At 62.4% G+C, this 22,682-nt stretch carries 20 protein-coding genes and 1 pseudogene; 2 read left to right on the top strand and 19 right to left on the bottom strand.

All coding sequences use genetic code 11. The annotated features are described in order from the left end of the window. Positions 1-20: 20 nt before the first annotated feature. Positions 21-1,262, bottom strand: coding sequence for a D-amino acid dehydrogenase (locus AB4O36_RS27905; RefSeq protein WP_460120086.1), 1,242 nt, complete (start codon positions 1,260-1,262; stop codon positions 21-23). 109 nt (positions 1,263-1,371) lie between these two features. On the opposite strand from AB4O36_RS27905, the gene AB4O36_RS27900 reads away from it, so the two are divergent. Further along, on the top strand, positions 1,372-2,289 hold the full coding sequence (locus AB4O36_RS27900) for a LysR family transcriptional regulator (protein ID WP_460120084.1): 918 nt from the start codon (positions 1,372-1,374) through the stop codon (positions 2,287-2,289). Between the two features lie 23 nt (positions 2,290-2,312). Here AB4O36_RS27900 and trhA read toward each other — a convergent pair whose 3' ends face one another. Beyond that, complete coding sequence (gene trhA, locus AB4O36_RS27895; protein ID WP_460120082.1) at positions 2,313-2,930, bottom strand: PAQR family membrane homeostasis protein TrhA; 618 nt, start codon at positions 2,928-2,930, stop codon at positions 2,313-2,315. 129 nt (positions 2,931-3,059) lie between these two features. On the opposite strand from trhA, the gene AB4O36_RS27890 reads away from it, so the two are divergent. Further along, positions 3,060-3,974 carry a LysR family transcriptional regulator gene (locus AB4O36_RS27890; RefSeq protein WP_460120080.1) on the top strand — a complete coding sequence of 305 codons (915 nt, stop codon included), beginning with the start codon at positions 3,060-3,062 and terminating at the stop codon, positions 3,972-3,974. A 90-nt stretch (positions 3,975-4,064) separates the two neighbouring features. Here the strand turns inward: AB4O36_RS27890 and madM are convergent, their stop codons facing one another. The 17 genes and pseudogenes from madM to pilG form a co-directional block, all read right to left on the bottom strand. Continuing rightward, positions 4,065-4,829 (bottom strand): malonate transporter subunit MadM, encoded by a 765-nt coding sequence (gene madM / locus AB4O36_RS27885; protein WP_460120078.1) that lies wholly within the window; start codon positions 4,827-4,829, stop codon positions 4,065-4,067. Between the two features lies 1 nt (position 4,830). Then, positions 4,831-5,247 carry a malonate transporter subunit MadL gene (madL, locus tag AB4O36_RS27880; protein ID WP_460120076.1) on the bottom strand — a complete coding sequence of 139 codons (417 nt, stop codon included), beginning with the start codon at positions 5,245-5,247 and terminating at the stop codon, positions 4,831-4,833. A gap of 65 nt (positions 5,248-5,312) precedes the next feature. Beyond that, positions 5,313-6,233, bottom strand: coding sequence for a malonate decarboxylase subunit epsilon (gene mdcH / locus AB4O36_RS27875; protein ID WP_460120074.1), 921 nt, complete (start codon positions 6,231-6,233; stop codon positions 5,313-5,315). Continuing rightward, complete coding sequence (locus tag AB4O36_RS27870) at positions 6,230-6,850, bottom strand: malonate decarboxylase holo-ACP synthase (protein ID WP_460140747.1); 621 nt, start codon at positions 6,848-6,850, stop codon at positions 6,230-6,232. Before AB4O36_RS27870 ends, mdcH begins: the two co-directional genes overlap by 4 nt. Next, positions 6,844-7,647, bottom strand: coding sequence for a biotin-independent malonate decarboxylase subunit gamma (mdcE, locus tag AB4O36_RS27865; protein WP_460140746.1), 804 nt, complete (start codon positions 7,645-7,647; stop codon positions 6,844-6,846). The genes AB4O36_RS27870 and mdcE overlap by 7 nt, the downstream gene beginning before the upstream one ends. Continuing rightward, positions 7,644-8,495 (bottom strand): biotin-independent malonate decarboxylase subunit beta, encoded by an 852-nt coding sequence (locus AB4O36_RS27860; RefSeq protein WP_460120069.1) that lies wholly within the window; start codon positions 8,493-8,495, stop codon positions 7,644-7,646. The genes mdcE and AB4O36_RS27860 overlap by 4 nt, the downstream gene beginning before the upstream one ends. Then, positions 8,488-8,787 carry a malonate decarboxylase subunit delta gene (locus tag AB4O36_RS27855; RefSeq protein ID WP_460120068.1) on the bottom strand — a complete coding sequence of 100 codons (300 nt, stop codon included), beginning with the start codon at positions 8,785-8,787 and terminating at the stop codon, positions 8,488-8,490. Before AB4O36_RS27855 ends, AB4O36_RS27860 begins: the two co-directional genes overlap by 8 nt. Then, entirely contained in the window at positions 8,787-9,662 is an 876-nt protein-coding gene (locus AB4O36_RS27850; RefSeq protein ID WP_460120066.1) for a triphosphoribosyl-dephospho-CoA synthase, read from the bottom strand. The genes AB4O36_RS27855 and AB4O36_RS27850 overlap by 1 nt, the downstream gene beginning before the upstream one ends. Then, on the bottom strand, positions 9,663-11,333 hold the full coding sequence (gene mdcA / locus AB4O36_RS27845) for a malonate decarboxylase subunit alpha (protein WP_460140745.1): 1,671 nt from the start codon (positions 11,331-11,333) through the stop codon (positions 9,663-9,665). Positions 11,334-11,547: 214 nt separating this feature from the next. Further along, positions 11,548-11,973 (bottom strand): hypothetical protein, encoded by a 426-nt coding sequence (locus tag AB4O36_RS27840; protein WP_460120062.1) that lies wholly within the window; start codon positions 11,971-11,973, stop codon positions 11,548-11,550. After that, complete coding sequence (locus tag AB4O36_RS27835; protein WP_460120060.1) at positions 11,936-12,565, bottom strand: transcriptional regulator; 630 nt, start codon at positions 12,563-12,565, stop codon at positions 11,936-11,938. Before AB4O36_RS27835 ends, AB4O36_RS27840 begins: the two co-directional genes overlap by 38 nt. A 61-nt stretch (positions 12,566-12,626) precedes the next feature. Next, entirely contained in the window at positions 12,627-13,082 is a 456-nt protein-coding gene (locus AB4O36_RS27830) for a chemotaxis protein CheW (RefSeq protein ID WP_460120058.1), read from the bottom strand. Continuing rightward, positions 13,075-18,971, bottom strand: a pseudogene (locus tag AB4O36_RS27825) (Hpt domain-containing protein). The gene AB4O36_RS27830 and the pseudogene AB4O36_RS27825 overlap by 8 nt, the downstream one beginning before the upstream one ends. Before the next feature lie 33 nt (positions 18,972-19,004). Next, positions 19,005-21,062, bottom strand: a complete 2,058-nt coding sequence (locus tag AB4O36_RS27820; RefSeq protein ID WP_460120056.1) for a methyl-accepting chemotaxis protein — start codon at positions 21,060-21,062, stop codon at positions 19,005-19,007. A gap of 162 nt (positions 21,063-21,224) precedes the next feature. Beyond that, complete coding sequence (locus tag AB4O36_RS27815) at positions 21,225-21,764, bottom strand: chemotaxis protein CheW (protein WP_460120054.1); 540 nt, start codon at positions 21,762-21,764, stop codon at positions 21,225-21,227. Positions 21,765-21,774: 10 nt separating this feature from the next. Next, positions 21,775-22,140, bottom strand: a complete 366-nt coding sequence (gene pilH / locus AB4O36_RS27810; RefSeq protein ID WP_007987790.1) for a twitching motility response regulator PilH — start codon at positions 22,138-22,140, stop codon at positions 21,775-21,777. A gap of 46 nt (positions 22,141-22,186) precedes the next feature. Beyond that, complete coding sequence (gene pilG, locus AB4O36_RS27805) at positions 22,187-22,603, bottom strand: twitching motility response regulator PilG (protein ID WP_460120052.1); 417 nt, start codon at positions 22,601-22,603, stop codon at positions 22,187-22,189. Positions 22,604-22,682: the final 79 nt, after the last annotated feature.

The following is a 22,682-nucleotide window of genomic DNA, read 5'->3' as shown; positions in this document are numbered from 1 at the left end:
CCTCTTGTCAGATGGATATTTCAAGCCGCACGAGGCGTGAAACCGTGCAGGTCGATGGAGGGTTGGCGCTGGCCGATCAGCTCACTGAGCAAGCGCCCACTGCCACACGCCAGGGTGAAGCCCAGCGCGCCATGGCCAAGGTTGAGCCAGAGGTTGCGATACGCCGTGGCGCCCAGCAACGGCACGCCACTGGGTGTGGCCGGGCGCATGCCAGCCCATTCCACGGCGCGGTCGTAGTCGCCGGCATCCGGGAAAGTGTCGCGGGACTGGCGCTTGATCAGTGCCAGGCGTTTGGGGTCTATGGACGGGTCGAAGCCGACGATGTCGACCATTGCCGCCACTCGCAATTGCGCGCCGATACGGGCGTAGACGATCTTGCGGTCATAGTCGGTGATGCTCACGTCCGGCGCCTGGTGGTTGGCGCCTATCGGTACGGTCAGGCTGTAGCCCTTGAGTGGGTACAGCGGGAATCGCAGGCCGGGCAGGTGCAGCAACGGGCTGCGGTGGCCCGCCGCGATCACCAGTTGATCCACCGGCAGCACCTGCTCACCCAACTCGATGGCGTTGACGCTCCCGTTGGCGTGGCGGATGCCGGTCACGGCCTGTCCCAATCGCCACTCGCAACGCCCGGAGGCGGTCAGCCGCTCGGCCAGCAACTGGCAAAACGCATGGCAATCGCCGACTTCTTCGTCCGGGGTGTAGATCGCCCCTACGAATGGGCCGTTCGCCAGCGCCGGTTCCAGCTGCGAGCACTCGCTGGCCGACAATACCTGCTGCTGTTGCGGATCGGCCAGGCCCTTGCGCGCGTGGTCGAAACTGCCCGAATTGCGGAACGTCACCAGTTTGCCGTTGCGCCGCCACTCGAAACCGGCCAGCCCGTCGTCCTCGCGCCAGTGCTTGAGGGTGCTTTGGCTCAACAGCGCCAGGCGCAACAGGTGCGCGGCGTTTTCCCGGTTGACCGAGCTGCGGCACGCCCCGAGGAACGAAGCCATCCAGCGCCACTGCGCCGCGTCGAACCGTGGGCGCAACTTCAGCGGGGAGTCACCGCGCAGCATCCATCCAATGGCCTGCAAAGGCACGCCAGCATCGGCCAGCGGCGCGACGTATCGGTACGAGAGCTGGCCGCCATTGGCGAAACTGGTCTGGCTGCCCAACGCATCCCGAGCCTCGACCACCGTCACGTCGTAGCCGTCGCGCACCAGCGCGTAGGCCGTTGCCAGGCCAATCACACCGCCGCCGATGATGCACACACGCTGAGCCATGTCTGTCCTTAAAACCGTTGTGAAGACCAGAGCGAGGTTAGAGCCAGGTGACAGACGATGAATAATGAATAAAGATGCCCATCCCATAAACAAAGGTTATGGACTCGCCATGCGCCTTCGTCACATCGAGATTTTCCAGGCCATCCGCCAGACCGGCTCGATCAGCGCCGCCGCACAATTGCTGCACGTCTCGCAACCGGCGGTGACCAAGGTCCTGCAACATGCCGAGCAGCAACTGGGCTTCCCGCTGTTCCTGCGGGTGCGCGGCAAGTTGCAGGTCACACCCGAGGCGCTGGAGCTGGAGCGCGAAGTCGACAAGGTCAGCGAAAGTCTGCAAGGCGTGCGGCGCCTGGCCCAGAGCCTGCGTCGCGAGCCCGGCCACAGCCTGCGGGTCGGCGCCACCCCGGCCCTGGCCCTTTCCTTGCTGCCGCCGGCCATCCACGAGTGGACCGGACGCTATCCGGACATCGCCTGCGAACTGTCCAGTGCCCATAGCCGGGAATTGGTGCAAAACCTGCTGATGCGCGAAGTGGATGTAGCGCTGACGTTGCAGCGCCCTGATCATCCGGGATTGAAGGCCGAAGCGCTGGCCAGCGGCGTTCTGGTCGCACTGGCGCCGAAAGGCCACTGGCCCGACGAAGAACTTGGCCAGCCGCTGCCGTTGATGGCGTTGGCGGGGGCACCGTTGATTGGCTTGTCCAGCGCCGACCCTTTGGCGGCGCGACTCGACAGTTACCTCGAAGCGGTCGAGCCACCACCTCGAGTGCGCGTCGCCGTGCAAACCTACTCATTGGCCCGGGCAATGGTGGAATCCGGTGCGGGGCTGGCGGTGATCGACCCGTTCACAGCCCTGGGTGCCTCTGCTCTCACGACAACCATCCGGCCGCTGGCCCCGCCGCTGCCCATCACCCTGTATGCCGTGACCCGCACGACGGAACCGTTGCCGCATACATTGAACGATTTGTTGCAGATCTTCGGTCGTCGAGCGCAGGAGCAGTTGGATCGGTTGGTTCCGGCACCGACTTGACAGCGCTCCCACAGATTTTGGGTTCACAACACATAGAACCAGATCGCCACGAAATGCAGCAAACTCCCGGCGATCACGAACAGATGCCAGATCCCGTGGGCATGCCGCATTCGATCACTGAGGGCAAAAAAGATAATGCCCACGGTGTACAGAACGCCTCCTGATGCCAGCCAGGCAAAGCCCGCCGTACCCAGGGCCGTGAGCAGCGGGTTGACCGCGATCAGCACAATCCAGCCCATCACCGCGTAGATCACGATCGACAGGATCCGCGCGTCCGAGCGTGGCTTGATTTCCTGCAGGATGCCTATCAGCGCCAGCCCCCAGACAATCCCAAACAGCGTCCACCCCCAAGCCCCCCGCAAGGTCACCAGACAGAACGGCGTGTAGCTGCCGGCAATCAGCAAATAGATCGAAAAGTGATCGACCTTCTGCATGATCGCTTTTTTGCGGCCGCGCACGCTGTGGTAAACGGTCGATGCGCTGTAGAGCGCAATCAGCGTGAACCCGTAAATCGCCACGCTGACGATCTTCCACGGACTGCCGTCCATCCCGGCAATCACCAGCAGCCATAAGGCGCCGACCGTCGCGGCCACCGCCCCAAGCAGATGCGTCCAGGCGTTAAATTTTTCCCCGTGGTACATGGGTGTCTCACCTCCAAAACCAAAAGCACTGCGCAAGGCTCAAGCCTTGAGCCTAAAAGCGCAATATTTCCAAACGACATCGACAGCAATAATTGGGCACAATCAGCGCACTACAAGAGAGTACGGCCCATGCTGATCGACGAAGAGTTGACCCTGAAAAAACTCGAGGTGTTCCTGGCCTTCATGCGCACCGGCAACCTGGCACGGGCCGCCGCCGAGTTGCAGACCAGCAACGTCAGCGTGCATCGCGCCATTCACTCCCTGGAAAACGCCCTGCGCTGCCCGCTGTTCAAGCATGAGGGCCGCAACCTGACGCCGCTGGAGAGCGCCTACGTGCTGGAAGAACGGGCGCAGAAGCTGATACAGGACGTCGTCGAAAGCGTGCGTCTGACCCGCGAGGCCGCCGGTTTCTCCGCCGAGCGTTTCAAACTGGGGTCGCTGTATTCGCTGACGGTGAAGACCGTGCCGCAATTGATCATGGGCCTGAAAATCCGCCGCAGCGAACTGAATATCGACCTGATCCTGGGCTCCAATTTCGACCTCTTATACAAGCTCAAGAACATGGAAGTCGATGCGATCCTGGTGTCGCTGGACGACAGCGTGAACGACCCGGATTGCGAGCACATTGCCCTGTTTTCCGATGATATCTACCTGGCAACGCCCGCCGATTCCAGGTTCGCCCAGCGCACCGAGGTCGACCTGGCCGAGGTGCGCGACGAAACCTTTATCACCCTGACCCAAGGCTTCGCCACGCACCAGGACGGCAATCGCGTGTTCAGCCAGGCCGGGTTCGAGCCGAAGGTGGCGATGCAGGTCAACGACATCTTCACCCTGCTGAGCATGGTCAGCTCGGGCGTGGGTTATGCCTTGCTGCCGGGGAGGATTGCGGCGGTGTACGAGAACCGGGTGAAGCTGATCCCGTTACAGGAAAAGTACCGGTTGCAGCAGCACATTGGCGTGGTGTTTCTCAAGGCCAAGGAGCGCGATCCGAACTTGCTGGCGTTGCTGGCGGAATGTCGGATGTATGCCAATCGGCAAGGTTGAGACCGAGTCGCCTGCATCGCGGGCAAGCCCGCTCCTACACACAATGAGAACCTGTAGGAGCGGGCTTGCCCGCGATGGCGATCCAGGGGCCTAACCCACAATCCCCCGAACAATGAAGTACAACACCGAAGGCCCCATCAGGCAACCAAGCCCGGTGTGAAACGTCGCCGTCAGCGCGCCATAAGGCACCAGGCGTCGGTCGGTCGCCGCCAGCCCGGCGGTCACGCCGCTGACCGTCCCGGCCAGGCCGCCGAACACCATGGCCGAGCGCGGGTTATCAAGGCCCATCCAGCGCGCTGCCATCGGTGTGCCAACCATCACCAGGATCGCCTTGATCAATCCGGTCGCAATCGACAGCGCCATGACATCCGAGCTCGCGCCAATGGCTGCGCCCGTCACCGGACCGACAATGTATGTCACCGCACCGGCGCCGATGGTGGTCATGCTCACCGCATCGCGGTAACCAAACGCCCAGGCCATGCAGGCGCCGACAATGAACGGCAGCACCGTGCCCAGCAGCAAGGCAATCACGCCAATCAGCCCGGCCTTTTTCGCTTCGGTCGCCTGCACCTCGAACGCCGTGGCGACGATGGCAAAGTCGCGCAGCATCGCGCCACCCATCAGGCCGATGCCGGAAAACAGCGTCAGGTCCGCGAGGCCTTTCTGCCCGCCGGTCATCGTGCCGCCGACCCAGGCCAGTACCAATCCGATGACGATGGCAATGGCCGAACCGTGAATACGTCCGAACGTCAGGCGCTTCGACAGGACGACCGACACCCACATGATCACGCCCACGAAGGCAAATGCCGTGATCAAACCATTGTGTTCCAGGCCTTTCTCGATGAGATCCCACATATCAGCGACCTCCTACCGGTGTGCCGACCGGAGAGACCTGCTCCGGTTCGTCGGGCAAGGGTTCACCCTTGTGGGTCCGGCTGATCAGGGCGATGGTGCAACCGCACAGCACCACTGAACCAATGGCCGCCAGCACCGCTACCGGGCCGCCGTGCAAGGCGGTCACCACGTTCTGTTGCGCTGCCATCGCGACAACCACGGGAATGTACATGGCACCCCAGAAGCCGACACCCATCTCGCATTCCTTGGTCATGCCTCCGCGCTTGTGCATCCATAACCGGGCGCAGATCAGCAGGATCATCGCGATGCCGACTCCACCCACGTTTGATTTCACACCCAGCAACACGCCAAGCATGTCGCCCATGATCACACCTGCCAGCGTACAGATCGCCAACAGCGCCACACCGTAAATAATCATTGTTGTTGTCCTCAAAGTGCATCGTCGAATGTTGTTTTTGTTGTTCGAAGGCCTGAGTCGGATGTCTAGTTCTGGCGGCTTCCCTCCTCACGCATCAGCGCCTGCAAGGTATCGAGCCGTGCCCCGTCGAAGGCCATGACGGTGCCCTGCTCGAACACCCGGCGCGCCAGCCCGGTCAACACCGCACCGGGCGGCAGTTCGATCTGTAGTCGTACACCGCGCTCGTAGGCGCTTTGTACCGTACCGCGCCAATCCACCACACGGCACATGTTGAACGCCAGGTCGTCACGCAAGGCATCAGTGTTGACGACGGGCCTCGCGCGGCTTCCACTCAGGTAGCCCGAGGTCGGAATTTTCAATGGCACCCTGGCGAAGGCTTCGGCCAGGGCTTGCGCAGGTTCATCCAGCAATGGGCAGTGCGAAGGTACGCTGACTGCCAGGCGCTTGACCACGCAGGTGCAGGCACCCAGGCGTTCCTTGGCCAGCGCTGCCACGGCTCTCATGGCGGCGTCACTGCCGGCAATCACCATCTGGTTATCGGCGTTGATGTTGGCCAGGTAAACCGGTGAATCGGCGCTGTGAACCTGCGCCAGCAACACCTCCACCGTGGCCAGGTCGAGGCCGATGATCGCGGTCATGCCGTAGCCTTGCGGATAGGCCCGTTGCATCAGCTCACCGCGCAGGCTGACCAGGTGCAACGCATCGCTAAAATTCAAGGCGCCGGCCACCACCGCCGCCGGGTAAGCACCGATGGACAACCCGGCGACGTAGTCCGGCGCCATCGCCAACTGACGCGAAGCGGCCACCCCGGCGATCAACAGGCATAGCTGGACAGCCCGTGTTGATTTCAGCGCGTCGGCGGTGTCCAGTAACAAGACGTCTTCGCCCAATACGTCGTTTGCCTCGATGACCGTTTCCCTAGGCAAATGATGGAGCATGCCCGGCTGCTGCGCACCCTGGCCGGGGAACACCAGCAAGCTGCTCATGCGACGTGCTCCAGTGGCTGCCACGGATCAGCGACCAGGCAGGCTCCGCTGGCATTTTTCAGCAACACTCGGCGTTGCGAACCCGCCCATTCACGCAGGGCGACCGCACCGAAGGGGGTTTGCAGTTGCATATCGACCGGGCACATCGCCGAGTCCAGAATCTTCACCCAGGCTTGCGCCTGCCGACGATCCAGTGATTGCGGTGTGCGCATGATCAGGTCGAGATCACTGCCCTCGTGCAAGGCCTGCACACCACAGGCCAACTCGAACCCGGCGCTACCGCTGACACCCCAGACCCAGCCGCAGTCATCGAGCAGCGGACGCAGTTGATCCAGAGCGCGCAAGGCCGGCAGATCACGGTCAACCGGGACCTGACACAGCGCCTCTGGCTTCACGCAGCGCTGGACCGCATCAACCGCCATGAACGTTGCGTACCGCTGTTCACGCAGACGACCGCGTACACCCACCGCAACCAGGCCCTGCCCACTCAGCGCGCGCCGCACCACCACCGGCTGACCGGCAGCGAGCGCGTCAAGCACCCAGTCCGGCGCGTTTGCGGGCAACCGCTCAGGGGGCATTCCCCAGAGCAGGTCGTGGGCCTCAAAGGTGTTCACCACTGCGCTCTCAGCAATTGGCGCACCTTGCTCGATGCCGCGCGATTGCTTGCACCCAAGCGACTGCTGAGGTCGCGGCCATTGGCGGCGACATCGCTGATCGCCTGAGCCAGGCACTCGGTCACCCGGGTCAGATCAGCGGCGCTCGGTTGCTCAATCTGTTCCACCGACAGGGTTTCCCACAGCAAGCCCAGGCCGGCATAGCTGTCGATGTCATAGGCCATCGGCGGTACGCTGGCGGCGAGCGCTTCGAGTTCTTCAACGCTGCGCAATGTCACCCGCGCTGCCGACGCCTTGCCCATGGCATGCACCATCACCCCCGGATCGCGCAGCGCGATCAGGCAATTGGCCTGGTAACCGTGGGCCAGAAACGCGCCGGACATGGCCTTGCCCACCAGCAGCCCGATTACCGCGTGGCCGGCTAATCGAGCACGGGCATAACTGTCCGCCGCACCGGCCAGGGCCTGGTGAATGCCGAGTGCTTCCTCGCGTCGGCCATAGGCCTGGCTGGGTACGTCGACGATGGCGACCAGGGCACGCTTGTGTGTTTTATCCGCATCGGCAGCAATGACGTCATCCACGGCCTTGGCCAGGCCCCAGCCTTCGAGCAGACCGACCTCGCCGCTGCGCGCCCGAACAAAACGGTTGCCCGGGTCCGCCACGACAGCGATGAACCGCACGGCTTGTTGGCCCAACACGCCATCGGCGGCTTTCAGCGACGCCGGCAAGCCATCGACCGCTTGCGCGCCGGCACTCAGGGCGTTGAACCAGTGCAGCCCTCTCAGGGAATACGAACTCATGAGCGTTCTCCTTGGTACAGCGCGCGAACCGTCGACGGCTCGATTTGCGGCTCGGCGTCCAGGCGGGCCAGCCGTTGCAGGAACAGTTCGGCCTGACGGCTGCGTTGTTGTTCAGGAAGTCCCTGTTGCAGCAGCTCACTGACTTGCTGCTGGATCTGTGCCACGTCGTCGGCGACAAAACGATCCACCAGTCCACTGGCAAACCGCTGCTCGCCGCCGGTGAGGCTCCAAATGAACGGACGGTCACGGGAGTCGTATTCCGCGAGCCCGGCTTCCTGCTCGATCACCTGCGGACCGTTGAGCCCCAGCCGCGCTTCCTGGGTCACCAGCAGATAGCTGCACAACCCGGCGGCAATCGACATGCCGCCAAAGCAGCCGACGCTACCGGCGACCACGCCAACCACCGGTTGGTACTGGCGCAGATCGACGATCGCTGCATGAATATCGGCAATCGCCGCCAGCCCGAGGTTGGCTTCCTGCAGGCGTACGCCGCCGGTTTCCAGCAGCAACACGGCGCGGGTCGGTAGGCCGTTGCGGTTGTCTTCGGCCGCCAGCTCCAGTGCGCCGGCAATCTTCGCCCCACCGACTTCACCGAGACTGCCGCCCTGGAACGCGCCCTCGATAGCCGCCAGCACCACCGGCAAGCCGCCGATGCTGCCCTTGGCAATCACCACGCCGTCATCGGCTTGTGGCACCACGCCCTGTCGCGACAGCCATGGCGACATGACGCGCTGGAACGGGTCGAGCAATTCGCGGAAGGTCCCGGCATCGAGCAAGGCTTTCGCCCGCTGCCGCGCACCCAATTCAACAAAACTGCGTTTTTGCAGGAGTGCGGCGTTATCAGTCATGGCCGATCTCCTCAAAGCCCTGCTCCAGCCGCAAGCGCACCACCCCCGGCGTGGCGCCGAAATCGTGGATGTCGATGCTCATGGCCGGTGGTGTCTGGCCGTCGAACATCCGGGCGAACAGATGCTGCCAGCGCTGCTCGCTGCCGTTGACCGACGTCTGCACGGTGATGCTCAGCTTTCCCGGTTGACCGGGTTCGATCAGCACTTCCAGGTCGCCCGAGCCGACACAGCCGACCAGGGTGCGTCCGCGTGGCGGTTGGCCGGCGGGAAATTCAAAGGATAAGGTTTCCATCAATACGCTCCCGGGTGAATGCCGTCAGTCGAACCGACGCGGTCGATGAACAGGCAGGCCGCGAGCAGGTCCGCAGCACCGCCGGGCGAGGCATTCAAGGCGATCAGTTGTTCGTCCAGTTCATGTAATCGGCGGCGTCCGGCGAGGCTGGCGCTGCCGCCCGCCTCCAGCACCGCCTGGGCGCCCTGTTGCATGGTGTTCAGGCCCACTTCACCAGCCCGGTAAAGCACGCAGGTGTCGGCCAGCCCCGTCATGATCGCCAACAAGGCGTCGAGCCGAGCGTTCTGTTCGCCATGGCCGGCGGCGCGGCTGCGTTGCAGCTGCGGCAAGGCACGTTGCGTCACGGCGGGGAAAGCCAATTGGGCTTCTTCCCGGGCCCCGTGGGCACCGTAACGCTGGGCAACTTGCGCGCCGTGGCTGAAAGGGCGTGGCGCGTAGCGATCGTCGAGCAAGGCCAGGCGTGCGGCGCGCAAAGTCAGTGAGCCGGCTGAACAGGCTTCAGGTTCCAGCGCTGCCGCCGTGACCAGCAAGCCCAAGGCCCAGATGGCGCCGCGATGGGTGTTCACCCCATCGGTGGTAGCGAGCATCGCTTGCTCGCCCTCCCGGCCAATCCGGCCGATGGCTTCGCGCAACGGCAAACCCGTTTCGCCAAGCGCCAAGGCGGCTTCGGCCATCTCCTTGAACGTCGGCCACAGCGACAGCGCTGAAGCGTGCATGAGGCCCAGGTGCAAATCGGTGTGGGCGCCATTGCCGCGACGGTCCACCAGCGCCGGTTTTGGCGACAGGTCGGCTTCGTCGATCAACGCGTCCACCGCCAGGTCCGCCAGCCGCTCGGCCAGGGACAGAGGTTTGGGTTGCAGATTGAAGGCGTGCATTTACCAGCTCCTGAATTTGGCGGGCGGGTTGTAGAGACCACCCGACCACTCGACCAGATCGGCCACGCTTTTTGCCGCCAGCAATTCGCGGGTGGCGTCAGTACGGCGAATGCCGAGGTCTTCGGGCAAGGCGATCAAGCCTTCACGGCGCATGCGTGCGGTGTCTTTCGGGTCGTGCCGCAAGCCGATGGTGGTGACCCCGGCGACGGCGGCGATCATGGCCTGACGCTCTTCAAGAGATCGTGCCTTGTACAGGTAGGCGATGCCTTCCTCGGTGAGCAGGTGGGTAACGTCGTCGCCGTAGATCATGACCGGTGCCAGCGGCATGCCGCTTTTCTTCGCCACTTCCACGGCATCAAGGGTTTCGACGAAGGTCGGTTTGCCACCCTCCTGGAAAGTCTCGACCATTTGCACCACGAGTTTTTTGCCGCGTTCGAGCATCGGCTGGTCGCTATCGCCATGACGCATGTCGAGCCAGGCCGGCGTGCCGTGACGACGTCCGCGTGGGTCGTGGCCCATGTTCGGGGCGCCACCGAAACCGGCCAGGCGACCCCGGGTCACAGTGGAGGAATGACCGTCGCCATCGACTTGCAGGGTGGCGCCGATGAACAAATCCACCGCGTATTGCCCGGCCAACTGGCTAAACATCCGGTTGGAACGCAGCGAGCCATCGCGCCCGGTGAAGAACACGTCGGGCCGTGCGGCGATGTACTGCTCCATGCCCAGTTCGGTGCCGAAGCAATGCACACTTTCGACCCAGCCACTTTCGATGGCAGGGATCAGGGTCGGGTGCGGGTTCAGCGTCCAGTTGCGGCAGATCTTGCCTTTCAGGCCCAAGGATTCGCCATAAGTGGGCAGGATCAATTCAATGGCGGCGGTGTTGAACCCGATGCCATGATTCAGCGACTGCACATTGTGTTTTTCGTAGATGCCACGGATCGCCATCATCGCCATCAACACGTGCACCGGCTTGATGTGCCGAGGGTCACGGGTGAACAACGGCTCGATGTAGAACGGCTTGTCTGCCACCACCACAAAATCGACCCAGGACGCCGGGATGTCGACCCGAGGCAGGTCGCTGACGTCGTCGACCAGTTGGTTGACCTGGACGATGACGATGCCATCGCTGAAGGCCGCCGGTTCGATCAGCGCCGGCGTGTCCTCGGTGCTGGGGCCGGTGTAGATGTTGCCGGCGCGGTCGGCCATGAAACCGGCCGAGAGCACAACGTTGGGAATCAGGTCGACCACCAGGCGGGCGTAGAGCTCGATGTAGGTGTGGATCGCGCCGACTTCCAACAGCCCGTCTTCCAGTAGCTGGCTGATGCGCAGGCTCTGGGTGCCGGCGAAAGAAAAGTCGAGCTTGCGGGCGATGCCGCGTTCGAACAGGTCCAGGTGCTCGGCACGACCCACGCTGGGCATGATCATGTGAAGATCGTGAAGCTTGCCCGGATCGGCCTTGGCCAGGGAGCGCGAAAGAAAATCCGCCTGCTTCTGGTTGTTACCTTCCAGCACCACCCGGTCGCCCGGAAGAATCAGCGCCTCGAGCGCCGCGACGATGTTTTCGGTGGGCAGCACCACACCGTCAGCCAGTCCCTTGACCAACTCAAGACGCCGCTGCTTTTCACTGCGCCGCCGCGTCCATCGCGAGTCGGGGGATATTGTTGTTGTCATGACCACTCCACGGGTTCGCTGTCGTGGAGGTCACCTTAGGAGCGTTGGGTAGGGGGCATCAATCAAGCGCAGCGGCGGATCGTTACGGTCAGGGTAATGGTTGGCTGTGCTGACGCCATCGCGGGCAAGCCCGCTCCCACAGGTCTCGTGAACACCATAAACTTACTGTGGGGGCGAGCCTGCTCGCGATGGGTACTTCAAATGATCATGCATATCAGAGGCAAGTTAGCTGTGCCCGCACTTGCTTCGACAGCTGTTCGGCAATTTGCAGCAACTGCGCCAGTAACGGCTCGTCGTCATCCATGTACCCCTCATATTCCGCCAAATTGCGTCGTTCATGGCACAGTGCTAACAGCCGTACCTCGACCCTGTTCACATCGGCGGTATGCACCAGACACTGAAAAACCAGATAACGTTTATCGGACCGATATCCGCTCAGGCGCAATGCAGTCAATGCAATGGCATGAGCGGCGTTATAGGCCAGGTCGAAGCGACCGGCGAACGATAATGACGCCGTTTGTGCATCCTTGAGACGATCTGCTGCCGAGCGCATTAACCCTTCGCACTCCCTGCGATCTGGTGGTTCGGCTTTTAATCCACCACTACGTAACAGATTCTCCAGATTCTCGTTGCCGCCCATCCGTGGACTCCAACAGGCTCGCGCCCATCAAGTTGATTTTGTCCTGCTGCGCTACACGCACGACGAAGCTATTCTCGGCGGACAGTTTTGTCATCCAGTCGTCAGGGGTGTACAGCGTCGGGTTCAGGGGGCGGCCCAGCTGTTCTTCCAGAGGTAAAAGCCGCTCCATCACGTCACTGTAGTTCAGGCCCTGACCGATCAACATGAGATCAATGTCACTGGATGCGTTTGCCTCGTCCTTGGCAACGGACCCATAGATGAATGCCCAGATGAGCTGACTGGAGAACGGCTGCAGTGCATCACGAACAGGATCGGCAATGCCAAATGTCTTGCGGGTGATGCCCAGCAACTCGGCATAAATTGGACAGTCGGGATTGGCCTGATAGTGAATCTGATTACCCTGCCGGAACATGGTCAGCACACCCGCTCGCTGCAGTCTGTCCAGTTCTCGTACGAGGCTACCTTTTCCCATCTGTGCCCATCGAGCGATCTCATTGGTGTAGAAACTGCGCTCAGGTTTCCCGAATATCAGCCCCAGCACCTTTTGCTGGGTAGCCGTAAACAGAGCATTACTCAGGGAAAGCGTATTCACGACAACCACCTATCGGTCCCAAAAAAGGAACGATAGGTCCCTTTTTGGGAATCTTCAAGACTCAGCCCAACCCCGCCGCCGCCAACATCTCTTCCACCCCCAACAAATCCGGCACCTTCGCCACCTGGTCAGCCACCTGCACCGCCGCTTTTTCCAACGGGCACAACGGCACATCGACATAGCTCAACTGGCTGTCGAGCTTGTAGGAGCGCGGGATGCCCTGGACCAGCATGGCGATGAATTTCAGTTCCGGGCGGCCGCCCAAGGCGTTGAGGACGACGATACGGGCGCGTTCGCCGATCACGATCTTGTTGCCACAGGCCGACTCGAAACTGATCAGCGGTATCTGCCGGTTACGCCAGGTGACACGACCCAGGTACCACGGTGGCGTGTCGAGATCGAACGCGCCGGCCTGGTAGTCGATCAACTCGGCGATCGCCACGTTCGGCAGGATCAGCGTGCGGTCGGCCAGGGGCAACAAAAGCCCGGTCAGGTTGCTGGTGCGGTGTTCAAGCATGGGTTTTGCTCCACAACGCGATGCTGTCGAGCAACACCGATTCCTGGTAGGGCTTGCCAAGGTAGTCGTTGACGCCAATCGCCATGGCGCGATCCCGGTGTTTCTGTCCGGTACGCGAAGTAATCATGATGATCGGCAGATGCCGCAACCGTTCGTCGGCGCGCACCTGGGTGGCGACTTCAAAACCGTCCATGCGCGGCATCTCGATATCCAGCAGCATCAGGTCGGGCATGTGATCTTCGAGCAACAGCATGGCATCGACACCGTCTTTGGCCGTCAGCACGCTCATGCCGTGTCGTTCGAGCAAGCGGCTGGTCACCTTGCGTACCGTGACCGAATCATCCACCACCAGCACCAGCACCAGCAACGGCTTGTGCGCCTCGGCCTCGCTGACCTGTCCTGGCGCGCGTTGCGCCACCCGCGCCTGCATGGCGCGAATGGGGGCCAGCAGGTCGAGAATCAGCACCACCCGGCCGTCGCCAAGGATCGTCGCACCCGATAACCCCTGGACCGCCGCAAATTGGGGGCCAAGACTTTTCACCACGATTTCCCGGGTGCCGGCCATGGCGTCGACCTGCACGGCGACGTGACGTTCATTGCATTGCACCAGCAACACCGGCAACGGCTGGCTCTGGCCGAGCAGTTTCGGGCGAGAGCCGGTGTTCAGCAGTTCGCCCAGGTAGCACAACTCATAGCGCTGCCCGGCGTACTGGTAAGTCGGCGGATCGAGTCGGTAATGCTCTTCGAGCTCAACGGGCAGCACACGCACGATGCCGTCGATGGTGTTGAGCGGGATCGCATATTGATCCTCGCCACAGTGCACCATCAGCGCGCGGTTGACTGACACGGTGAACGGCAGGCGAATGCGAAAATGAACGCCCTGCCCCGGCACGGACTCGATGCTCATGTTGCCGCCCAGTTGCCGGACCTCTTCATGGACCACGTCCATGCCCACGCCACGCCCGGATATCTGGGTGATTTTCTCGGCAGTGGAAAACCCTGGCTGCAGGATGAATTGCAGCACGTCGCGATCGCTGAGGTCGCTGTCCGGGGACAGCAAGCCGCGCTTGATCGCCTTGCGCCGCACCGCGTCCAGCGGCACGCCGGCGCCGTCGTCGCGAATGTCGAAAATCATGTCGCCGCCTTCCCGAGACAGGTCAAGGGTAATCCGTCCCTGCGCCGGCTTGCCCGCTGCCACGCGCGCCTCGGCCGACTCAAGGCCATGATCGACGGCGTTGCGCAGCATGTGTTCCAGCGGCGCCGCCATGCGCTCCAGCATGTTGCGGTCCATCTCGCCCTCGGCATTGCCCACGACGAAGGCCACGTCCTTGCCCAACTCACTGGCGACCTGGCGGACGATGCGTTTCAGGCGTGGCAGCATGCGCTCGAAGGGCACCATGCGCGTGCGCATCAGGCCTTCCTGCAATTCGCTGTTGATGCGGCCCTGCTGTTGCAGCAGGTTCTGTGCATCCTGATTGCGCCGGTCGAGGGTTTCCTTGAGATCGAGCAAATCCGAAGCGGACTCGAACAGCGCCCGCGACAGTTGCTGCAATTGCGAGTGACGATCCATTTCCAGGGGGTCGAACTCTTCGTAGCCCGAACGCTCGGCATCCACTTGCTGGCGGCTGAGAATCCGCCCCTGGGTTTCCGTGTCGAGCCGGCGCAGTTGATCGCGCATGCGCTCAATAGTGGTTTCCATCTCGTTGAGCGTCACGTGCGCATCATTGGCCTGCTGTTCGATGCGGCCATGGAAAATTGAGGTTTCCCCGGCGAGGTTGACCAGATCGTCGAGCAGTTCCGCCGAAACCTTGACCATGTCGGCGCCGGCATCGGCCTGTGGCACGGGCGTCTCGACCTTGGGAGCCACCGGTACAGTGGCCACCGCTTCCTGCGGATGACTGAAGTTGCGGATCGCATCGATCAACCGATCTGCCGGCGGCAGCGGTTGCCCGGCGCGGGTGGCGTCGAGCATTTGTGCCAACCGGTCATGGCTGCCCTGCAACAGGCCGAACAATGCGTCGGTGGGTTTCAACACGCCGGCCGACAAGCCTTCATAGAGGAATTCCAGCTCATGGGCCAGATCGCCGATGGGCGCGATTTCCACCATCCGCGCGCCACCTTTGAGCGTGTGCAGATCGCGCAGCAGGGTTTCCACTTCCTGGCGGTTCGAAGGTTCGGCCTGCCAGCGCACTAACGCTGCACCGGAATTCTCGATGATGTCGAAGCCTTCCTCGAGGAAGATTTCGAGCAATTCCGGATCATGCGCCGACGACTCCTCAACCCGTGTCGGCTCGGCGACTTCGGGCGCGCCGGCCTTGCCCTGGCGAAATTCGCGGATGGCTTCGATCAGCTCTGCCGGATCGCTCAACGGTTTTCGGGTCTGTAACTGCTCAAGCAGTTGCGCGAGCCGGTCATGGCTTTGTTGAAGCAGCAGCGCCAGTGCCTCGGCGTGGTTATAGCGACGATCTACCAGCCCTTCATAGAGGCTTTCCAATTCATGGGCGAGATCGCCAACCGGCTCGACCTCGGCCATCCGCGCACCGCCCTTGAGCGTGTGCAGATCGCGCTGCAATGAGAGCAGCGGTGCGGCGTTTTCCGGATCGTCCAGCCACCGCTGCAAGGCCTGGCCAGCGCTTTCAAGGATGTCCACCGCCTCTTCGAGAAAGATCGTGACGATCTCCTCGTCCACCCCGGCTGGCGGTTCGCTTTGCTCGAGTTGCGCCGTGGCATCACTCAACTCGCGGATGCTCAGACTTCGGCTGCCATCGCTGCGAATCAGGCCCATGGCGGAGGGGTCGAGGCCTTCGTCGAGCAATTCGCGCAAGGCCCGGATCCGTGCAGGCGCCGGGCTGACTTCCTGGCCAGCGGCCAGTTCGTCGAGCATGTTGATCAGCGCTTCATGGGCGCCTTGTGCCTCGTGGAAAAACCGTTCGCTGACGGCCAGACTGCTTTCTTCCACCGCGCCATACAGGTCGAGCAAGGCTTCGCAGAGTTCGTCCACCGGGTGCAGGTCGGCCAGGTGCGCACCTTCTCCAAGGGTGGTGAGTTCATCGAGCAACGCACTGAGTTCCTGGCGTTCGCCGGGATGCTGCTGCCAGCGCTGCAACAGGCTCTCGGCGTCCAGCAGGATATCCATGCCCTGGGCCAGAAAGTTGTTGATCAACTGCGGGTCGCGCCTGGTTCGCTGCGCCGCGCTAGGAGTGGTCAACGCGGTTTCCAGCCGCTCGGCCAATATTGCTCGGGCTCGCTGGACCAGTGAGGCGGCACCGGGAATCGGTGCCAGTGGATCGACCTTCAACTGCCGCAAGCCAACCCGGAACAGGCCCTCGGCCTCCAGCAGCAATTCGACCTCGTCCAGGTCCAGGGCGATCAGGTGCGCCTTGTACTCACGGGCCAACATGTCCAGTGGCACCGCCAGCTCGTAGATAGGCTGCACGCCAGCCATCGACGCGCTGCCCTTGAGCGTGTGCAACGCGCGTTGCAGCTCGTCACTGGCGGGCAACGGCACGTGCTCGGCGGCCTGGTCGAGGTAACGATCAAGGCTGGCCAGGTGGGTCTCGGCTTCCTTGCGGAAGATCTCCAGCAACAACGGGTCCAGCGCTGCAACGTCCTGAACGTCTTCATCGGCCTGCGGCTCGTCGCCTTTGGCGAGGGCGTGAGCGCGGGCGGCCAACTGGTCGACGTCGGCGCGCTGTCGCTGGGCATGAGCGGCGTACTCCTCGATCAGGCCCGGCAACAACTCCAACACATCCCCAAGCAGCTTTTGGACCTCCGGGCCGGGCTGAACGCTGTGCTCCAGCACACGGTTGAGCAGGTTTTCCACGGTCCAGGCCAGCTCTCCCAGCACCAGAGCGCGGACCATCCGTCCACTGCCCTTGAGGGTGTGAAAGGCCCTGCGCAATTCAACCAGGCTCGTGTCATCGGCAGGATCGGCCCGCCAACGCGGCAAATATTCACGCAGGATGTCGAGGACCTCGTCTGTTTCCTCAAGGAACACTTCACGCAATTCCTCGTCCACCGGCGCTTCGCCGGGGGAGGTGGCAGGAGGCTGCCTGGGGAGCTGAGCGCTGGCGGGTTGACCGCCGTCGAAGGGCTGGTCAGTACATCGGCGAGGGTCTGGACGACGTCGGGATCGTCCAGCTCCTGCAAATCCTGCATGACCTGCGCTTCGCTGGGGCTCAGGACATCTTCGAGTACGGGCACATCGTTTTCGCGAGGGAAAAAGCCGAGCGACGCCAGGCTGGTTTCGGCGACGTCAAGCAACTGTTCGCTGGCCGCCTCGGGGTCGTCGCTCAGACGCTCCAGGTAATACTCGATGCTGGTGATGACGTCGGCCAGGCTGTCCAGTTCCTCCCAGTCAGGTTGCCCCGGCTCTACCAGCAAATGCTCGCGGATAAAGTGATTGGCGGTTTCGACCAGGCTCGCCGCCCTGCCCAGCGCGATCAAAGCCAGCGCGCCGCGCACCTGGGTGAGCAACGCAGGCAGCGGTTGCAGGGTCTGGCGATCCCAGTCTGCATCGATGTAGTCGACGATCATGTCCTTGGCCTGTTGCAGACAGATACGCGCTTCCTTGATCACGATCTGGTGGATCTGCGTCAGGTCGATAGTCGGCAGGGTGTCTTCCTGGCTTTGGGGCTCGACGGTGCCCACCATGCCCGCCAGGGTCGCCTCGACGTAGAGCAAGGCCCCGGCGACATCCATGAGAACCGCATCGTCGGGTTCGCGCTGGCCCTGGACCAGGCTCAGTACCATCGCCAGCTGATCGATAATGACCTTGCGTGGCTGGCCGAAACCGAGCACCGCCAGGGTGTCGGCGATCTGTCGTAACGGCGCGAGCAGGCTGTCGAGGTCAGCGGTGTGCTGGCGGTCGCTGCGCACGAACAGGTCGAGGCGTTCCTTGACCCGAACCAACTCTTCGCACAGCGCGGCCAGGACCGAACGCATCGCATCGCGGTCGGGACCGGCCAACCGCACGTGCTCTTCGTCGGCCATTGCGCTGCCTGGCAGCGCGTCGTCCAGTGCATAGCGATCTTTCATGGTCTGCATTTGCCCGGTAGGGTGTTCCGCCTTGGCGATGTAGAACAGCAGGCTCTTGAACAGCTCCTGCGGCGCCGGCTGGTTGATCGCGGACATGCCCTGTTCGAGCATGCGCTTGAGTTCCTTGTCGGCGTCCTTCAACAGGCTGCGCAAGGCCGGGCTGTTGGCAATCACACCGTCGCGCATGCCTTCGACCAGCGCTGACGCCACTTGCCACAACGGGCCAAGAGGCGCATCGCCGCACAGCCCTTCAAGACGGGAAAACACCTTGGCCAGGTAAGCCAGGTGCGTCTCGTCATCCTGTTCGCGCAGCAACCCGACCAGGGCCATTTGCATCATCTGACGCCATTTGCGCAACACATTCGGCAAGTCCGTCGGTTCCAGCAACGTCAGCGCCTCTTCATCGAGGGGCGGCAGGTCTTGCCATTGCGGAGCGAACAAGCTGGTTTCCGAAAGCAGGCTCTCGCCGCGCAGGCTGCGCAGATCGTTGATCAGTGGCAATACCGCCAACGGCAGGTCGCGACGGGCGCCCTGCACTCGGTCCAGGTAGACCGGTAATTGACCGAGGGCCTGCATCAGCAGATGGATCGCCTCGTCCCGATGGCTGACGCGTTTCTGCCGCACAGCGCTGGCCAACTGTTCCATTTCCTCGGCGAGCAGGGCCGCACCGTAGAACTCGACCATCTGCAGGCTGCCGTGAACCTGATGGATGCACGCCAGGCATTCATCCAGGGCGTGCGTCGCCTGTGGGTCATCGAGCAACGTTTCCATCGCCTGATGAGCCACTTTCAACGTTTCGGCAATCTCGCCCTTGACCCACTCGAGGGCCACATAGTCGTGCCGATCAGCCATAACGACTCCGATCACTGTCCATACAAGCGCGCGTCACACTTTATCCACAGTCTGCGCCTTGGCGGCCGGCAAGGTGAAACCCGACACCGAGCGGCGCAACTGGCTGGCCATTTTCGCCAGGTTGCCGATGCTGTCAGCCGTGGCGGTGGAACCGGACGAGGTCTGCGTAGTGATTTGCTGGATCACGTTCATCGTCAGGGAAATCTGGCCGGCCGACGAGGTCTGTTGCTGCGCGGCGTTGGAGATACTCTGGATCAGCGCCGCCAGGGTCTTGGAGACCCCTTCGATTTCTTCCAGTGCCACTCCGGCATCCTGCGCCAGGCGCGCGCCGCGTACCACCTCGGTGGTGGTCTGCTCCATGGAGATGACCGCTTCGTTGGTGTCGGTCTGGATCGCCCGCACCAGGGTTTCGATCTGCCGGGTCGCGGCGGATGAGCGCTCGGCCAGCCGCTGGACTTCATCGGCGACCACCGCAAAACCACGTCCGGCGTCGCCGGCCATCGACGCCTGGATAGCCGCGTTCAGGGCGAGGATGTTGGTCTGATCGGCAATGTCATCGATCAGGCTGACAATATCGCCGATTTCCTGTGACGACTCGCCCAGGCGCTTGATGCGCTTGGCGGTGTCCTGGATCTGCTCGCGAATGTTGTCCATGCCGTGGATGGTGTTGTGCACCACCTCGTTTCCCTTGTTGGCGATTTCCACCGAGCGCTCGGCCACCGCCGAGGATTCGGCAGCATTGGCCGACACCTGATCGATCGATTGCGCCATGTCGTTGATCGCGGTGGAGGCTTCGCTGATCTGCTGGGCCTGATGTTCCGAAGCCTGCGCCAGATGCATCGCGGTGGCCTGGGTTTCCTGCACCGCAGCCGCAACCTGGCCAGCGGTGAGGTTGATCGTGGCCACCAGATCGCGCAATTGGTCCACGGAATAGTTGATCGAGTCGGCGATGGTCCCGGTGAAGTCTTCGGTGACCGAGGCGGTCACGGTGAGGTCGCCGTCGGCCAGGTCTTCGATTTCGTCGAGCAGACGCATGATCGCGTTCTGGTTGCGTTCATTCTTCTCGGCGGTCTCGCGCAGCTGGCGATTGGTCTCACGCACCATCACCAGGCCGATGAGGATGATCGAGGCCAGGGCCAGCAAACCCAGCACGTAGCCGCCGATGGTGTCGGTGTCGCGCCCACCGGCCAGGTTCTCCAGGCGCACGGCCAATTGCGAGGCTTCGTCCAGCAGGGTTTGTGACAGGCTGAAAATATTGGTCGCCGACTCACGAACCTTGAACAGTTCCGGCGAGGTTTCGAGGATCTCATCCACCGACCCCGAGACGAACTCGAACAGCTCGGAAATCTCGAGCAACCGGGCGCGGGCATCGTGGTCCTCGACCTGGCTGATCTTCAGTGCCGGATTACCCTGCAACATGCCGGTGAGCACCTGGCCGAAACGGGTGGCATCGCGGCCAAACGCATCGGCAGCCTGTTGAGAATTCTCGTCGCCGGACAGCACGGTGTTCACCGCGCCGAGGATCCGCTCAGCCAGCAGCGACTGGCGCTGAGCCATCGCCACCTGTGCAGCCGGGGCGCCCCGCTGCAGGAGGATTTCGACAACCTTTTCGTACTCGATCTGCAACTGCGGAACGGTTTCGGCCAGGGTCGCGGCCACCTGATGCAGGGACAGCACGGTCTGTTCACTGGACAGGATCGCATCGGTGTTTTTCAGCAGGCGCTCCCAGTCCATCTGTACCGCGCGCATTTCCGGGCGCACGCTCGACGGCGCCGGCGGCAGGCCGGTGGCCGGGTCGCCTTTCTTCAGGTAGCCCCAGCGCTGGGCGAAATCGTTGCGCGCATCACTCAGCAATTTGAAGGCGGCCGCCTTGCCGGCGGCCGCCTCGGTCGCGTTCTTGGCGATGCGCTGGGACAGCACGCGCAGCTCGCCGGCGTGGCCGATGTACTGTTTGTCGTACGTGGCCTGCGTATTGAGGTAAGCGAAGTTGGCAAACAGCAGCATGATGAAGATGATCAGCGCGATGAACAGCACGATGATCTGCGATCGGCTGCGCGATCCTTCCGGCCTGCCTGGTTTTGCTTTTGTCATCGGTCCTCGCCCATTTGAACCTCGCCTTTTTGACCTAGCTCAAGACTCCGCTGTGGGAGCGGGCTTGCTCGCGAAAGCGGTGTGTCAGGCAACACAAGTTTCGACTGGCACACCGCTTTCGCGAGCAAGCCCGCTCCCACAATGGGTTCTCTGTTGCTGCAACTACACCGCTACATTCATGAAACTTGCAGACCGCGCCAGCGCAAACAGACTGAACACCCGCCAGTCATATTCACGCTTGAAATGCCCGCTGACGAACTCAGCCTTGGCGCCCTGTCGCTCCCCCACCGGCAGCGGCTCGAAACTGTCCTGCTCGAAGTGCTGCAAACCGCACACCTCATCGACCAACAACCCGGCAAATACGTCCGCATGCTCCACCACCAGCACCCGTCGCTGCTTGCGTACGGGTGAGAGTTCATGACCGAAGAATCCACACAGATCCATCATCGGCAGGAGGCGCCCACGCAGGTTGGCCACGCCCTTGACCCAGGGCTTGACCCCTGGCAGCGGGGTGAACCTTGGCTCGTGGAGTATTTCGCTGACTTCGCCCATCGGCGCGACGTACCAGTGCTCCCCCAAGCGAAAGCCGATGCCACTCCAGCCGTCCTGTCGAGTTGGTTGCGACGGCAGGTCCGCCGCCAGCAGGCGGCAGCGCTGGTCGATCTGCAACAACAGTTCGAAGGCGGTCAGCGACTCGGTCATGGCCGGACGATCAACCGGCCAGCACGTTGTTCAGCGTCTTGATCAGGGTGTCTTCATCGACCGGTTTGGTCAGGTAATCCCTGGCGCCCTGGCGCGTGCCCCAGACCTTGTCGGTTTCCTGGTCCTTGGTGGTGATGATGATCACCGGGATGTGCCCGGTTTCCGGGTCCTTGGTCAACTGGCGGGTTGCCTGGAAACCGTTCAGGCCAGGCATGACGATGTCCATCAGCACCGCGTCGGGCTTTTCCTGGCGGGCAAGCGCTACGCCGTCGGCGCCGTTCTCGGCTTTCAACACTTCGTGACCGTGTTTTTCCAGCATGCCGGTCAATTTGTACATTTCAGTCGGCGAATCATCGACGATCAGAATACGTGCCATGGTTTTCCCCATTTTTCTTGTCGACGCCGGGCCCGCTGGCCAAGCGTCACTGCATGTCCTGTTGCGGCAATACGGCGGCGAAGCCCGGAACATGGGCCTGGATCGCGCTCAGCAATTCGTCCTTGCTGAATGGCTTGGTCAAAAACTGATCAGAACCGACAATGCGCCCCTTGGCTTTGTCGAAAAGCCCGTCCTTGGAGGACAGCATGATCACAGGTGTGGACTTGAACGCGTGATTGTTCTTGATCAGGGCGCAGGTCTGATAGCCATCCAGACGCGGCATCATGATGTCCACAAAGATGATGCCTGGATGATTGTCGGCAATCTTGGCCAGGGCATCAAAACCGTCGATGGCCGTAATGACCTCACACCCCACGTTCTTGAGCAGCGTTTCGGCGGTGCGGCGAATCGTCTTCGAATCGTCGATCACCATGACCTTCAAGGCGCTGGAATGCTGATCCATAAATGCTCTACCGTCGCCTTTGCGAATCATTTTGTCCGTTTTCGGACCTTCGGTGGCTCGAAACCCTTGATAAGCAAGG

The organism is Pseudomonas sp. S2_E01 (assembly GCF_054668365.1).
Note: the sequence above shows the minus strand (reverse complement) of the source record. Positions and strands in the feature narration are given on the sequence as shown.

Coding starts and splice junctions, on each gene's coding strand:
- AB4O36_RS27905 (WP_460120086.1), bottom strand. CDS start 1,262: ATGGCTCAGCGTGTGTGCATCATCGGCGGCGGTGTGATTGGCCTGGCA.
- AB4O36_RS27900 (WP_460120084.1), top strand. CDS start 1,372: ATGCGCCTTCGTCACATCGAGATTTTCCAGGCCATCCGCCAGACCGGC.
- trhA (WP_460120082.1), bottom strand. CDS start 2,930: ATGTACCACGGGGAAAAATTTAACGCCTGGACGCATCTGCTTGGGGCG.
- AB4O36_RS27890 (WP_460120080.1), top strand. CDS start 3,060: ATGCTGATCGACGAAGAGTTGACCCTGAAAAAACTCGAGGTGTTCCTG.
- madM (WP_460120078.1), bottom strand. CDS start 4,829: ATGTGGGATCTCATCGAGAAAGGCCTGGAACACAATGGTTTGATCACG.
- madL (WP_460120076.1), bottom strand. CDS start 5,247: ATGATTATTTACGGTGTGGCGCTGTTGGCGATCTGTACGCTGGCAGGT.
- mdcH (WP_460120074.1), bottom strand. CDS start 6,233: ATGAGCAGCTTGCTGGTGTTCCCCGGCCAGGGTGCGCAGCAGCCGGGC.
- mdcE (WP_460140746.1), bottom strand. CDS start 7,647: ATGAGTTCGTATTCCCTGAGAGGGCTGCACTGGTTCAACGCCCTGAGT.
- AB4O36_RS27860 (WP_460120069.1), bottom strand. CDS start 8,495: ATGACTGATAACGCCGCACTCCTGCAAAAACGCAGTTTTGTTGAATTG.
- AB4O36_RS27855 (WP_460120068.1), bottom strand. CDS start 8,787: ATGGAAACCTTATCCTTTGAATTTCCCGCCGGCCAACCGCCACGCGGA.
- AB4O36_RS27850 (WP_460120066.1), bottom strand. CDS start 9,662: ATGCACGCCTTCAATCTGCAACCCAAACCTCTGTCCCTGGCCGAGCGG.
- mdcA (WP_460140745.1), bottom strand. CDS start 11,333: ATGACAACAACAATATCCCCCGACTCGCGATGGACGCGGCGGCGCAGT.
- AB4O36_RS27840 (WP_460120062.1), bottom strand. CDS start 11,973: ATGGGCGGCAACGAGAATCTGGAGAATCTGTTACGTAGTGGTGGATTA.
- AB4O36_RS27830 (WP_460120058.1), bottom strand. CDS start 13,082: ATGCTTGAACACCGCACCAGCAACCTGACCGGGCTTTTGTTGCCCCTG.
- AB4O36_RS27820 (WP_460120056.1), bottom strand. CDS start 21,062: ATGACAAAAGCAAAACCAGGCAGGCCGGAAGGATCGCGCAGCCGATCG.
- AB4O36_RS27815 (WP_460120054.1), bottom strand. CDS start 21,764: ATGACCGAGTCGCTGACCGCCTTCGAACTGTTGTTGCAGATCGACCAG.
- pilH (WP_007987790.1), bottom strand. CDS start 22,140: ATGGCACGTATTCTGATCGTCGATGATTCGCCGACTGAAATGTACAAA.
- pilG (WP_460120052.1), bottom strand. CDS start 22,603: ATGGATCAGCATTCCAGCGCCTTGAAGGTCATGGTGATCGACGATTCG.